This window comes from Mycobacterium sp. (assembly GCF_052145595.1).
In the GTDB taxonomy this organism is placed as follows: Bacteria; Actinomycetota; Actinomycetes; order Mycobacteriales; family Mycobacteriaceae; genus Mycobacterium.
This window is the reverse complement of sequence record NZ_JBKQOI010000099.1, coordinates 1-13886: the sequence shown is the minus strand read 5'-3', so window position 1 is coordinate 13886 and position 13886 is coordinate 1. Positions and strand designations below refer to the sequence as shown.

The window sequence follows — 13886 nt, the reverse complement described above, 5'->3', positions numbered from 1 at the left end:
GCACGATGACCGACATCTCGACCGCGACGGATGTCCCCGAATTTCCGATGACGCGGGCGCCGGATTGCCCCTTCGCCCCGCCGCCAAAGGTGTTGGAGCTCAACGCTGACAAGCAGCTCAGCAGGGTCCGGATCTGGGACGGCAGCACGCCCTGGCTGATCCACGGGTACGACGCGATTCGCGCGTTGTTCACCGACTCCCGCACCAGCGTCGACGACCGGCTGCCCGGGTATCCGCACTGGAACGAGGGGATGCTGGCGACGGTGCACAAGAGGCCACGGTCGGTCTTCACATCCGATGCCGAAGAGCACACCCGCTTCCGCCGCATGCTGTCAAAACCCTTCACCTTCAAGCGGGTCGAAGGCCTACGTCCGGCGGTGCAAAAGATCGTCGACGAGCGCATCGACGCCCTGCTGGCTGGCCCAAAGCCGGGCGAAATTGTCAGCACCGTGGCGCTGCCCGTCCCGTCGTTGGTGATCAGCGAATTGCTGGGGGTGCCCTACGAGGACGCGGATTTCTTCCAGGAACAAGCTCAGCGGGGCACCGGCCGCTATGCGACCGAAGAGGACACGGCTCAGGGCGCCGCGTCGTTGGCGAAATACATCGCCAACCTGATCCGGGCCAAGATGCAAAGCCCCTCAGAGGATTTGGTGTCCGACCTGGCCGAGCGCGTCAACGCCGAGGAGATCAGCGTGCGCGAGGCCACTCAACTGGCCCTTGGCGTGCTGATCGCCGGTCACGAGACCACCGCAAACATGATCAGCCTGAGCATCGCGGCCCTGCTGGAGCACCCCGACCAGCTGGCGTTCATGCGTGATGCCGAGGACCCCAAAGCCATCGCCACCGCGGTCGAGGAGCTGATGCGGTATCTGAGCATCATCCAGACCGGCCAGCGTCGCATCGCCGTCGAGGACATCGAAGTCGGCGGCGAGACGATCCGGGCCGGCGAGGGCATCATCCTCGACATCGCTCCGGCCAACTGGGATTCCCGCCAGTTCCCCGACCCGGACCGGCTGTACCTCCGGCGCGAAGACGGAGCGCACGTCGGGTTCGGCTACGGCCGCCACCAATGCGTCGGTCAGCAGTTGGCCCGCATGGAATTACAGATCGTTCTGCCCACGTTGTTCCGGCGCATCCCAACGCTGCGGCTCGCTGTGCCGCTCGATGAGCTTCCGTTCAAACACGACACCCTGGCCTACGGCGTCTACGAACTTCCCGTGACATGGTGAAGCCGGATCTGACGCTGGAAATCCCGGACCAGTCCGGCAGATACGCCGTCGTCACCGGAGCCAACAGCGGCCTGGGATTCGGTCTCGCGAAGCGATTGGCGGCCGCAGGCGCCGACGTCGTCATGCCGGTCCGCAGCAGGGCCAAGGGCGAGGCCGCGGCCGCCGAGATCCGCCGCGAGTTCCCCGCAGCGAAGCTGAGCATCAGGGCTCTCGACCTGTCATCACTGAAAAGCGTTGCGGCGCTGGTGGCGAACTGACCGCCGAGGGCCGGCCGATCGACATCCTGATCAACAATGCCGGCGTCATGACACCACCGCAACGCCAGGAAACCCAGGATGGCTTCGAACTGCAATTCGGCACCAACCATCTGGGACACTTCGCACTGACGTGCCACTTGCTGCCGCTGCTGCGCGGCACGGGATCTGCGCGCGTCGTCACGGTCAGCAGCCTGGCGGCAACGCAACGGCAACTCGAATTCAGTGACTTTTCTGAAGCTAACGCACCGCGTGACTACAAGCCCATGCGCTCGTACGGGATCGCCAAACTCGCGCAGCTAATGTTCGCGTTCGAGCTGGACCGGCGCAGCCGGCGTGATGGGTGGGGACTCGCGTCGAACGCCGCCCATCCCGGATTGAGCAAGACCAACTTGCTCAGCGGCGCGTCCTACGGTCGGACCAAGCCGACGCTGCAGGCGCGATTCACCCAATTGACGTGGCGCCTAGTGCCATTCATGTGGCTCGACGTCGACGAAGGCATCAAGCCGACGCTGTATGCAGCGGTATCACCGGATGCCCAGGGCGCCACGTACTACGGTCCGCGCGGCTTTTACGAAACCGTCGGGGGCGGGGTCACATTGGCCGGGCTTCCCCGATTGGCCCGCAGTGAACCCGGCCGGGAAAAGCTGTGGCAGCTGTCCGAACAACTCACCGGTGTCACCTACGGTGATTGATCAGAGGGTGGTAAACAATGCCGTTTGTCGGTCGCAGTGACGCGAAAGACCCCGGTACACAGCAGGACCAGTGGGAACGGGTGGCACGCCGGCGTGAGCGGTTGTACGCCGAGGACGAACAGTTCCGCGTCACCAAGCCGGACGACCAAATCGCCGCCGCGGCGCGGGAACGCGGGAAGCGAATCGCCGAGGTCATGGCGACCGTCCTGCAGGGCTACGCCGATCGGCCCGCCCTGGGACAGCGTGCCCGCGAGGTCGTCACCGACCCCGCCACCGGCCGCTCCACACTCCGGCTCCTGCCGCATTTCGAGACCGTGAGCTACACGAACCTGTGGGACCGAATCCAGGCGACCGCCGCCGACTGGCACCACCACGAGCAGCACCCGGTGCGCGCCGGGGACTTCGTGTGCGTGCTGGGATTCGCCAGCATCGACTACACGGCGATCGAATGCGCCTGCATCCACCTCGGCGCCGTGGTTGTGCCCCTGCAGACCAGCGCGCCGGCCGCGCAGCACGCGCCGATACTGGAGGAGACCCAACCGCGAATCCTCGCCGTGGGGCTCGACAATCTCGAGACTGCGGTCGAGGCCGCCTTGGAGACGGTCCCAGCCGGCGCGCCGCCGAGCCGCCTGATCGTCTTCGACTACGAACCCGGCGACGACGATCAACGCACCATCTACGAGGCGGCGCAGGCGCGGCTGGCCGCGGCGGGCGGTCCCATCACCATCGAGCCGATCGATGACGTTGTCGCGCGTGGAACGTCGCTGCCGGCCCCGCCCCTGCACACCGCACCTGCGGACGAAGACCCACTGGCGTGGGTGTTCTACACATCGGGCAGCACCGGCACACCCAAGGGCGCCATGTTCACCGAAAGCTTGTGCATCGGCACCTGGTTGGCCCAGTCCGACCAGCCCGTCATCACGCTGAGCTACATGCCGATGAGTCACCTCATCGGCTACGGCTACGTGATCTTGACGTTGGCCAACGGCGGCACCAGCTACTTCGCCGCCAAGAGCGACCTCTCGACGCTGTTCGACGATCTGGCGCTCGTCCGGCCAACCTCGATGAGCCTGGTGCCGAGGGTCTGCGAGATGTTCTTCCACCATTGTCAGCGCGAACTCGATCGGCGAATGGGTCCCGGCGTCGATCCCGACGAAGTCGGCGAGGACATCAAAACCACCATCCGCGAGAAGATTCTGGGCGGTCGGGTGCTCGCGGTGGGCTGTGGATCGGCCGCCTTATCCCCCGAGATCAAAGAGTTCATGGAGCAGGTGCTCGACCAGCACCTGTTGATCGGTTATTCGTCCACCGAGATCGCCGGCGGGATGATCGTCGCGGACGAGCACGTGTTGCGGCCACCGGTCATCGATTACAAGCTGCTCGACGTCCCCGAAGCGGGCTACTTCAATACCGACAAGCCCTATCCGCGTGGCGAATTGGCGGTCAAGTCCGCCCGGTTCATGGCCGGCTACTACAACCGCCCGGATCTGACGGCCGCGATGTTCGACGAGGACGGCTACTACAAGACCGGCGACATCATGGCCGAGGTCGGCCCCGACCGGTTGCGCTATGTGGACCGGCGCAACAACGTCATCAAGCTCGCGCAGGGCGAGTTCGTCGCGGTCTCACGGCTGGAGGCGTTGTACGCGACGAGCCCCCTGATCCGCCAGATCTACATGTACGGCAACAGCGAACGGTCCTTCCTGCTGGCCGTGGTCGTTCCCACGGAAGATGTGGCGGATGCGTCGGCGATCCACGAATCGCTGCAACAGATCGCGCGCGACAACAGGCTCAACGGCTACGAGATCCCACGCGACTTTCTCATCGAGAAGGAGCCGTTCAGCCTCGCGAACGGCCTGCTGTCGGGTGTCGGAAAATTCCTGCGTCCCAGGCTCAAAGCCCGCTACGGCGACAGCCTGGAGCAGCTGTACGCGTCGATGGCCCAGGACCAGCTCAGCCAGCTGAGGGCCCTGCGCACCGGTGGGTCGGACCAACCGGTGCTGGCGACCATCACCAAGGCCGTGCAGGCCGCTCTCGGTGTGTCGGCGGCCGACGTCTCGCCGGAGGCGCGATTCATAGACCTGGGCGGTGACTCGCTGTCCGCTCTGACGTTTTCGAACCTGCTGGCCGACATCTACGGCGTGGAAGTGCCCGTTGGGGTGGTCATCGACCCGACCGGGGACCTGGTAAGCATCGCCAACTACATACAACGTCACCGTGACTCGGACGCCTTGCGACCGACATACGCTTCGGTGCACCGGGGGGCGCACGACTCCGGCAGCATCGAGGTGCACGCCGAGGACCTAACCCTGGACAAGTTCATCGACGACGACACCCTGCAGACCGCGATGTCGCTGCCCCAGCCCACCAAAGAGATCCGCACGGTCCTGCTCACCGGCTCAACCGGTTTTCTGGGCCGGTTCCTCGGCATGGAATGGCTGCACGAACTGGCCGATTCGGGCGGCACACTCGTGTGCGTGACCCGTGGTGCCGACGTGGCGCAGGCGCGCCAGCGCATCGAGACGGCGTTGGGCTCCGACATCGAGCTCCTCGACCGCTTCCGGACGCTGGCCGACGGGCATCTCGAGGTACTGGCCGGCGACATCAGCGAGCCCTATCTCGGCCTGAACGAGGCAACTTGGCAGCGACTGGCCCAGACCGTGGACCTCATCGTGCACCCAGCGGCGCACGTCAACCACGTGCTGCCCTACCACCAGTTGTTCGCCCGTAACGTGGTGGGCACCGCCGAGGTGATCCGACTGGCAATCACCGCCAGACTCAAACCGTTCCACTACATTTCCACGATGGGCATCAGTGCGGTGGCGCATCAGCTCGTCGATGAAGACACCGATATTCGTCGCGCCGTACCTGCCTGCACGGTCAACGACGGCTACGCCAACGGTTACGGGATCAGCAAGTGGGCCGGCGAGGTCCTGCTGCGGGAGGCGCACGACCTGTGCGGATTGCCCGTGGCGGTGTTTCGGCCCGGCATGATCCTCGCCGACAGCCGCTACGCGGGGCAGCTGAATGTGCCCGACATATTTACCCGGCTGTTGTTCAGTCTGGTCGCCACCGGTGTGGCTCCGCGGTCGTTCTACCGTGGCGATGAGAGTGCCGGGAAGCAAGCCAAGCGTCCGCACTACGAGGGTCTGCCGGTCGACTTCCTTGCCAACGCGATCGCTGCCATCGGCCCACAGCACGGCACCGGCTTTGACACCTACAACACGACCAATCCGCATGACGACGGTATCTCCCTGGACACGTTCGTCGACTGGATCATCGCCGCGGGCCATCCCGTCGAAAAGATCGACGACTACCGGAGTTGGCTGAGTCGGTTCGAGACAGCGATGCGCGCGCTGCCCGAACGACAGCGTGCGCAGTCGGTGCTCACGGTGCTGGACGTCTACCGTGAACCCATGATCGCGGTCGCCGGCTCACCGGTACCAGGAGCGCGCTTCCAGGCGGCGGTTCAAGGGTCTGGTCGGGAGATCCCCCACCTTTCGAAGGAGTTGATCGAGAAGTATCTCGTCGACCTCGAACGGGTTGGTGTGCTATCGCAATAAATTCGAAGGGACAATGATGTCAAGTCAAACCCGCACCCTTTACCCGGAGGGCGTGATCGGCGCACCCAAGCACCGCCGTGGTCACGCCGCAGAATCCAATACCGGCCTGCCCGCCGACACGGAGGTGTTCTCGGCCGACAACCATATTTCAGTGGCCGACGACATCTTCTACGAACGCTTCCCCGACGATCTCAAAGATTACGCGCCGCGGATCTGGTACGAGGACGGCGCCTACCTGCTGGGCCGGCCAGGACAATCGATGGTGGTTGGCGATTTCAGCGCGGTGCTCATGCAATACGACGATCTGGCGGGCGCGGTCTCCAACAACATCGATGCCCGCGTGCGGGAACTTGCCGAAGACGGCGTCGATAAGGAATTGGTGTTCCCCAACGCGGTGCTCGCGTTGTTCCACGATCCCGACAAGGATTTGCGCGAACGGATTCTGCGCATCTACAACGAACGCATCGCCGACGTGCAGGAGCGCTCCAACGGCCACTGCTACGGGGTCGGCCTGATCAACTGGTGGGATCCGCACGGCACTCGGCGGACCCTGTCGGAGCTCAAGTCGCTGGGGCTCAAGACGTTTCTGCTGCCACTGAGCCCCGGCAATGACGACAACGGCCACGTCATCGACTATTCGAGCACCGAGATGAGCGCCGTGTGGGACGAGATCGAAGACGCGGGCCTGCCGGTCACCCACCACATCGGTGAAAGTCAGCCGAAGTGCCCCAGCGAGGTCAATAGCGTGGCGGTGGCCATGATGGTCAACATCGACTCATTTCGGGAGATGTTCTCCAAGTACATCTTCGGCGGCATTCTCGACCGGCACCCTCGCCTGCGTGTCGGCTGGTTCGAGGGCGGAATCGCCTGGGTCCCACCGGCCCTTCAAGACGCCGAGCACGTCTTGGCCTCCTATCGGCACATGCTCAAGAACCACCCGGAACGCGACATCCGCTACTACTGGGACAATCACATGTGCGCGTCGTTCATGGTTGACGGTCTGGGCCTCGACCAGATCGACGAGATCGGAATCGACAAGGTGATGTGGTCGTCTGACTATCCGCACAACGAGAGCACTTTCGGCTATTCGGAGAGGTCGCTGGCCGCCGTGGTCGAGGCCGTGGGCCCCGAGGACGCGGTCCGCGTTGTCGGCGGTAACGTCAAAAAGTTCTTGGGGATCTAGCATGACGAACTCACTGGCCGCTCGGGGGTCGGCAATCGACATTCCCGACGAGCCGGACTGGGCACGCATGCGCGCGGAGGTCGGGGTGCGCCTGCGTTCCGCGATGGCCGAGCAGGGGGTCAACGCGCTGATCCTGCTGATGAACGGCTATGTCGGTTACGCGACTGGTGCGAGCTGGCCGTTGTTGGACGCGGGCCTGTCGCATGTGGAGCGCCCGGTGGCGGTCGTGCTGGCCGATGACCGGCATCCGCACCTGTTCATGCCGTTCCGCAGCGGGGCGTCAGCACCACCGCCGGTGCCCGAGGACCATTTGCACGGTCCTGTTTACCTTGAATTCGACCAAGGTGTCGAGCATTTCGCCCGCGAGCTTGCTGCACTGATTCCGACGGGGGCCAACATCGCCGTCGACGAGCTCACGGGCGCCATGCGCCGGGCCGCGCCCAAGTTGTTCGGGTCTAAAACACCCTCGGACGCCGCGATCGTGCTTGGCGCCGCGCAATTGGTGAAGACCCGCGACGAGCTGTCCTGTCTGCGCAAGGCGTGCCGTATCACCGAAGCGGCCATCGTGGACGTGCAGCAGGCGTTGGCGCCGGGCGTCCGGCAGATCGATCTCTCGGCCGCGCTGGTGCGCCGGGCTTTCGAACTGGGCGCCACCACCAACATGCTCGACGCCATCTGGCAAGTCATGCCCAGCTCACGGGAAGCCGGCGTGTGGACGACCCATGGTGATCTCGCGCTGCCCCTCCTCCCCACCGCGCGCGAACTGGCTGCCGGAGACGTGCTGTGGACCGACATCAGCCTCACCTACGCCGGATACTGCTCGGACTTCGGCCGCACCTGGATCGTCGGCGACAAACCCACTGCGCGGCAACAAAATCAATTCCGGCAGTGGCGGGCCATCCTGGACGCCGTGCTCGCGGTGACCGAGGCCGGCGTCACCTCAGGTGACTTGGCGCGCGCGGCGATCGCGGCGAACGGCGGCCGCAAACCGTGGCTGCCGCACTTCTACCTCGGCCACGGCATCGGCACCTATCCGGCCGAAGCGCCCATGATCGGAACGGATCTCGGGGAAGAGTTCGACGACAACTTCGTCTTCCCGCCCGGCATGGTTCTGGTGTTGGAACCGGTGATCTGGGAGGACGGAACCGGGGGTTACCGCAGTGAGGAGATCATCGTGATCACCGAGAACGGCTACATGCCGATCACCGACTACCCCTACTCCCCCTATGGCGACTGAAATCTCGCCCGACAACAGGGCATTACGGATCGGACGGCGCGAACGGGCCCTGGCCCAGATGGGCGCCTACGACCTCGACATGCTGGTGCTGGGGCGGCAAGCCAACATCCGCTACGTCAGCGGTGCGCCACAGCTGTGGATCGCCGGAACGCGGCCGTTCGGTCCGATGTGCGTCGTGGTGCGCTCCTCCGGAGAGATTTACCTCAACAGCACCGATGACGAGGGGGTCCCCAAGGAGATCGGCCACGACCACCTCTACGGGCTGGCCTGGAATCCGATGACCCTCATCGATGTGCTGAAGAAAATCGACGGGGCCGAAGCGGCCCTGCGGGTCGGGACCGACGCGATCACACCCACTTTCGCCGCACTGCTGCCCGAGGCGTTTCCCAATGCGGAGATCGTCGACGCCGAGCCCGCCATGCGGGCGGCCCGGCGCATCAAGACACCGGATGAGATCGCGGCGATGGGCCCGGCGCTGCGCGTCGCCGAGGGAGGGCTGTCCGCCGCCGTGGCCGAGTTGCGGTCCGGGGTGTCCGAGCAAAAGCTGGCCGGGATCATGATGGAGGCCATGGCCGCGGGCGGGGTGAGCACGCCGGCCACCCAGGACGGCGCGTGGGTGACGTCGCCGGAACACCCCTGGCAGCGGGCCGGCCGCGAGGTGCGTGAGGGCGACCTCGTCGCGTTCGCCGCAGGCGCCCTGGCGGACGGTTATGTCGGCGAGGTGGGCCGGACCTGGCCGGCGGGCGACACCGCTGACGATTCGACGCGCAAGCTATTTGTGCGCTCGAATGCGCTGTACGACAAAATGATTGCCGCGTGTCGTCCCGGTGCGGACACCCGCGAGCTGGTCGCCGCCTATGAAGCAGCCAACGAACCGGTACCGCCCATGCCCGTTGCGTATGGGTTGGGACTGGGTTTCGATCCGCCCGTTGTATCCGAAATGCTCTCGGCCGCCGGCGAACGCGACCGTCTCGACGCCGGGATGGTGCTGGCGATCACCGGCTACGTGTGGCAGGGCGGGGTCGGGGCGGTGATCCGCCGAGACACCGTCCACATCACCGAAGACGGCGCCGACGTGCTCACCACCAGCCCGTTGTGGCCGGACGATGCCGCGGATTGACCTGGCCACCTCGTTCCCCTTCGGCGAGAGCCGCGTCCAGCAGGTCACCCAGGCGATGCCGCTCCCACAGGTTCAGCAAGTTCGACAGCATCTGCAGGGGCGCGCGCACGCTCTCAGCGCCCCTGATTCGAGGGTCCGTGCGGCTGTTGGGCGCGGCCGCCCCGAAACGTGCGCGGATCAACGCCGGCACGTCCAGGAGCCAGGCCGCACCCATCGCCGCCGCGTACAGCAGCGTGTGCCGGAATAACCGGTCAGCGTCGAGATCAGGACCACCACAACCGCGAACCTCCGCGACGAACAGGTGCAGCAACTCGTCGAGGTGCCGATTCCACATCTCAGTCTCGGCACCCGACAGGGCTCCCCAGATGGCCATGCCCAGATTCATTTGGCTGACGCATCCCCAGTCCATCAAGCCGCAGCGCAGAACATCGTCGGTGTCTCGCCAAAACCAGGCGTTGTCGATGTTGGCATTCCAATGACACAGCGCGACATAGTCGGTGTCGGTGGCCAGCTGGCGGGCGATGCTGCGCTCGTGGTGCGCGACCCGCGGCACGTCTTCGCGTAGGCGTGCCAAGAACTCGGGTGAGCCCACGTTGCCGGGCAGCAGCCCGGGATTGGTTTCGGCAAATGCGGCCAGTTGGTGCAATCGTCGTTCCAGCTTGTCCGCGGACAGCGGCGCTCGTTCTCCCACCGTTGCGGCCTGCACGTCCAGGGGGAAGTGCGCGATCAGGTCGGCCGGCAGGCGTCCGGACCGGTGGGTGCCGGCAAGGCGGGCCAGCGCGGTGAGCAGCGCGCGGTAGTGCTCGACGGGTTCGGGCATCTCGTAGTCGAGGCACTTGTGGTACTGGCATTCGATGCCGTTGTCGCCGAACCGGATTCGTTCGGTGATCAGTATTCCGGTGCCGGTTTTCTGGTGGTAGTCACCGAATTGGGCGCCGGGTACCGCGATGGGGAATTCCGGAGCGCGTGACAGTGCGGCGAACCGCACCTCCGGCTCCATCTGTGTCTTTCCGCGATCGCGTGTCGGGTTGTCGAAATCGCGCGAGAACTTGACGAACAAGTCGGTATGCAGATCCGGTGCAGAGTTGCCGTATTCGACCGACAGTATGACTTTGCGCCCGGTGCTGCCGCCGCTCACGTCCCGGAACCCGGTGACGCTCGTGACGGCGTTACCGTCCGCGAGCACACCCGTTGCCCGAAATGCGTCGGTGAGAAACCGCGCCCCGCCGCTACGCAATGCCTCGGGGTCGGCGGAAAACGCCAACCTGTGCATGTCGCCGACGACCCAGCGGTGCCCGCTCGGAGCGTCGGCATGCATCGGGGATCACCAGGTCTGTTCGGCCGCGCGCACCAACATGTGGTTGACCGCCACCCGGCGGTCGCGCGTCACCATGAAGAGCACCGCGTCGGCGATATCTTCCGGCCGCAACTTGACCATGTCGGCGGTCTGACGCTCGAACGCCTCCCGCGACGGTGCGGGCAGATGGGTGCTGATCTCGGTATCCACCGTCCCGGGGCCCACCACACCCACGCGGACCCGCTTACCGAGTACCTCTTGGCGGACACCCTCGCTGAAGGCGTTGATCCCGAACTTGGTCAGCGAATACACCGCGGTGCCTGGTCGGGCCACCCAGCCCGCGGTGGAACTGATTGTGACGAGGTCTGCCACACCGCGCGGGGAATCGGCGGCGGCATCGATCAGGTGCGGAAGCGCGGCCCGGGTGACGTACAGAACCCCTTGCACGTTGACCGCCACCAGGTCGTCCCAATCCTGCAGCGGCGCTTCGGTTGCCGGCCCCATCCGCATCAGCCCGGCGTTGTTGACCACGGTGTCGAGGCGTCCCAACTCAGCGACGGTGCGCTGTACGGCTGCCGATACCTGTTCGGCGTCGGTGACATCGGCGGCCACGACGAGCGCTGTGCCACCTGCGGATTCGATGTCGTTCTTCAATTCGGCCAGCCGGTCGGCCCGGCGCGCCAGGAGCGCCACCGTGGCTCCCTCGGCGGCCAGCGCCTTGGCCGTCGCCGCGCCGATACCGCTGCTCGCACCGGTCACCAAGGCCGCCGTATTCGCCAACGCCGCCGTCATGGTCCGCCTCCCGTTCGAGATCTCGCCCGCAGGATCTCGTGCAGAACGTAATCAGTGTCCTCACCGAGGTCTGGTGCGCCGCGCTCAATCTGCGCCGGGGCGCGCGCCAACCGCCATGACGGTCCGAGTATCGGACGCTGGCCTTCGCGGTGATCCGTGACGAAGCGGTATAACTCGCGGTCCCACAAGCGTTGATCGCCGATCACATCGATTGCGGTCGCGCTCTTGCTCGCCGGCACTCCCGCCGCCCGCAGGCGGTGCGCGAGGCGCTCCGCATCGTGGTTGCGGGTGCGCCGCGCGAGGTCGGCATCGAGCGCATCGGCGTGGCGGTGTCGCTCGGCCATCGTCGCGTAGCGCGGGTCAAGGGCCAGCGCGGGGGCATCGAGCACGTCGGACAGCCGCCGCCATTCGGCGTCGTTGGCCACGGCCATGGTGACCCAGGCACCGTCCGAGCAGGGATAGCAGCCGTGCGGGCACATGTCGGGGTGATGATTGCCGTTGGGCCCGAGGCGTTTTCCGGTGAGGCTTTGTTCGAGCAGGCAGTCACCGATCATCGTGGAGAGGGTTTCCACTGCCGATACGTCGACAAATTGTCCTTCGCCGCTGAGTTCTCGGTGCAGTAATGCCACCACGGCGGCGTACGCGCCGGCCGCGCCGACCGTGGAGTCCCCGTAGCGCATGCTGGTCCCGAGCGGAGGCCCGCCGGGGTAGCCGACCAGCGACGCGAGTCCGGCGATCGCCGCGAAGCATGGCGCATAGCCGGTTTGGTGTCCCAGCGGCCCGTCGTTGCCCCACATCTTGATCGACACCGAGATGATGTCCGACTTGACCGCCTTGAGCTGCTCATACCCCAGGCCCTGGCGCTCCATCGCGCCCGGGCGAAGGTTGTTGATGACGAGGTCGCTGCGGGCGATCAGCTCGCGCAGCCGCGTCATGCCCTCGGCCGACTTGATGTCGAGATCCACGCTCAGGATCTCGGGGTTGATGCTCAGAAAGTAGGGTGCGTGGTTGATGTCGGTGCCGCCGTAGGCGCGCATCTCCTCTGGGTTGGCGGCGGTTTCGATCTTGATGACTTCAGCGCCCAGCAGCGCCAACAGTTTTCCCGTGTACGGACCGGCCCACACCTTGGTGAGTTCGACGACACGTACCCCTTCCAGCGGGCCGCCTCGGGGATGCTTGGGTGGCCGCAGTTGTGCCGACTTGACCGCCGGCAGCGGGCGCGCCTTGTTGAGCCGGCCCAGCACCGGCGCGGTGTGTTGGCCGAGAGCGGGTGCGGCAGCAGTGATTTCAGCCGGTGATGCACTGAACGCATACGGCACGGTGGGATATGCCGCATCGCCCAGGACGGGATGCCGAACCTGCTGGAAAAAACCACGATGACGGTACTGGGGCGATCGGTGCAGATCCGCGGCACCGTTGACAGGGACTAGCGGGACGCCTAGGCGCTGGGCTTGGTCGGCGGCGGCATCTTTGGCCAGATCTCGCACCCACATCGCGAATCCCCGCTGAAACGCAGCGACCTTTTCCGCCGTGACGGAGAACTCCAGCCAGTCGTCGTCGAAAGCCTCGAGCCATTCGGGTTCGCCCATGAGTGCCTTCACGCCGAGCCAGTGCGCACGACTGGTCATGTAGAGGTAGACAAAGCCGTCGGCGCAGGCGAAAAACGATGCCGGACCTGCCTGGTCATAATCACTGCGGTCACCGAAGGCTTCGACCTCGCCGGTGATGAATCGGCCCAAGATGCAGTCGGCGCGGGACACCAGTACGGCGTGCTGCGAAATATCGATGAACTCGCCCTGGCTGGTGTGCAGCCGCCCGAACAGCGATGACGCGACGCACAGCGCAGCGTCGAGTCCCGCTTCGTAGTCGGCCAGGAAGCGGCCGGGCCCCTGCAGCGGCGGCTTGTCGGGGTCGGCGTGGCTGGGGGTGTGATACCCCCAACCGCTGGCGTGAAACACGTTGATGCTCTTCGCATTGTCGAACGCAGCGCCCATTTTTTGGCCGAACGGGCTGATCGAGCAGAACACGACATTCGGATGTCGTTCGGACCAATCCGTGGCGCGGTCCTCGATGACAGCGTCGGCGGTGCTGATCAGCTGGTGTAGCTGGTCGACGTCGATCGAGGAGTCGGCGTCGAGTACGACGGACTGCTTGTTCGTATTCAGGTAGGCGAACAGTGCGCTGCCTTCGCACCCGGCGTCGTCATTGACGACGGGCGCCATCGCCCGGGTTGGGCTTCCGCGCCCGGGCGCCTCGACCTTGATCACCGCGGCCCCGAAGTCGGCCAACAGCTTTCCGCAGTACTCCCCCGCGACCGATTCGGCTAGCTCAACGACCCTGATACCCCTCAGCGCCGGCACGCTCGACCTCGCAAAGCGGTTAGGGTTTCTTGCGTCCCGAGCGGCTCAGACGCCACTCCGGCGGGAAGTTGAGGTCGTTGTCCTTCACGACGTTGTTGAGGCCCTTTTCGAAGGTGCCCTCGGTGAGGTCGACCTCTTGCGCGTCGTTTTGGATCA

General features: G+C 65.5%; 8 protein-coding genes and 2 pseudogenes. 6 read left to right on the top strand and 4 right to left on the bottom strand.

Annotated features, from left to right (window positions below; translation table 11 throughout):
* Positions 1-5 precede the first annotated feature (5 nt).
* The 6 genes and pseudogenes from ACLP4W_RS08515 to ACLP4W_RS08490 all read left to right on the top strand — a co-directional run bounded on the left by ACLP4W_RS08515 (position 6) and on the right by ACLP4W_RS08490 (position 9281).
* Entirely contained in the window at positions 6-1229 is a 1224-nt protein-coding gene (locus ACLP4W_RS08515) for a cytochrome P450 (protein WP_442385703.1), read from the top strand.
* Positions 1223-2178 (top strand): annotated as a pseudogene (locus tag ACLP4W_RS08510) (SDR family oxidoreductase). The gene ACLP4W_RS08515 and the pseudogene ACLP4W_RS08510 overlap by 7 nt, the downstream one beginning before the upstream one ends.
* A gap of 17 nt (positions 2179-2195) precedes the next feature.
* The gene (gene car / locus ACLP4W_RS08505; RefSeq protein ID WP_442385702.1) at positions 2196-5741 is read left to right on the top strand and encodes a carboxylic acid reductase; all 3546 of its coding nucleotides are present in this window, start codon (positions 2196-2198) and stop codon (positions 5739-5741) included.
* A gap of 16 nt (positions 5742-5757) precedes the next feature.
* Positions 5758-6924, top strand: coding sequence for an amidohydrolase family protein (locus ACLP4W_RS08500; RefSeq protein WP_442385701.1), 1167 nt, complete (start codon positions 5758-5760; stop codon positions 6922-6924).
* A 1-nt stretch (position 6925) separates the two neighbouring features.
* A complete protein-coding gene (locus ACLP4W_RS08495; RefSeq protein WP_442385700.1) occupies positions 6926-8161 on the top strand; it encodes a M24 family metallopeptidase in 1236 nt (411 codons plus the stop codon).
* Complete coding sequence (locus ACLP4W_RS08490) at positions 8151-9281, top strand: M24 family metallopeptidase (protein ID WP_442385699.1); 1131 nt, start codon at positions 8151-8153, stop codon at positions 9279-9281. Before ACLP4W_RS08495 ends, ACLP4W_RS08490 begins: the two co-directional genes overlap by 11 nt.
* Here ACLP4W_RS08490 and ACLP4W_RS08485 read toward each other — a convergent pair.
* The 4 genes and pseudogenes from ACLP4W_RS08485 to ACLP4W_RS08470 all read right to left on the bottom strand — a co-directional run.
* A complete protein-coding gene (locus tag ACLP4W_RS08485; protein ID WP_442385698.1) occupies positions 9241-10599 on the bottom strand; it encodes a hypothetical protein in 1359 nt (452 codons plus the stop codon). The genes ACLP4W_RS08490 and ACLP4W_RS08485 overlap by 41 nt on opposite strands.
* A gap of 6 nt (positions 10600-10605) precedes the next feature.
* On the bottom strand, positions 10606-11370 hold the full coding sequence (locus tag ACLP4W_RS08480) for an SDR family NAD(P)-dependent oxidoreductase (RefSeq protein WP_442385697.1): 765 nt from the start codon (positions 11368-11370) through the stop codon (positions 10606-10608).
* Positions 11367-13730 carry a CaiB/BaiF CoA transferase family protein gene (locus ACLP4W_RS08475; protein WP_442385696.1) on the bottom strand — a complete coding sequence of 788 codons (2364 nt, stop codon included), beginning with the start codon at positions 13728-13730 and terminating at the stop codon, positions 11367-11369. Before ACLP4W_RS08475 ends, ACLP4W_RS08480 begins: the two co-directional genes overlap by 4 nt.
* A 19-nt stretch (positions 13731-13749) precedes the next feature.
* Positions 13750-13886 (bottom strand): annotated as a pseudogene (locus tag ACLP4W_RS08470) (enoyl-CoA hydratase/isomerase family protein); the annotation flags it as partial.

Bases quoted from the DNA above. Each gene is read 5' to 3' on its own strand.
- ACLP4W_RS08515 (WP_442385703.1), top strand. From the start codon at position 6: ATGACCGACATCTCGACCGCGACGGATGTCCCCGAATTTCCGATGACG.
- ACLP4W_RS08490 (WP_442385699.1), top strand. From the start codon at position 8,151: ATGGCGACTGAAATCTCGCCCGACAACAGGGCATTACGGATCGGACGG.
- car (WP_442385702.1), top strand. From the start codon at position 2,196: ATGCCGTTTGTCGGTCGCAGTGACGCGAAAGACCCCGGTACACAGCAG.
- ACLP4W_RS08495 (WP_442385700.1), top strand. From the start codon at position 6,926: ATGACGAACTCACTGGCCGCTCGGGGGTCGGCAATCGACATTCCCGAC.
- ACLP4W_RS08500 (WP_442385701.1), top strand. From the start codon at position 5,758: ATGTCAAGTCAAACCCGCACCCTTTACCCGGAGGGCGTGATCGGCGCA.
- ACLP4W_RS08480 (WP_442385697.1), bottom strand. From the start codon at position 11,370: ATGACGGCGGCGTTGGCGAATACGGCGGCCTTGGTGACCGGTGCGAGC.
- ACLP4W_RS08485 (WP_442385698.1), bottom strand. From the start codon at position 10,599: ATGCATGCCGACGCTCCGAGCGGGCACCGCTGGGTCGTCGGCGACATG.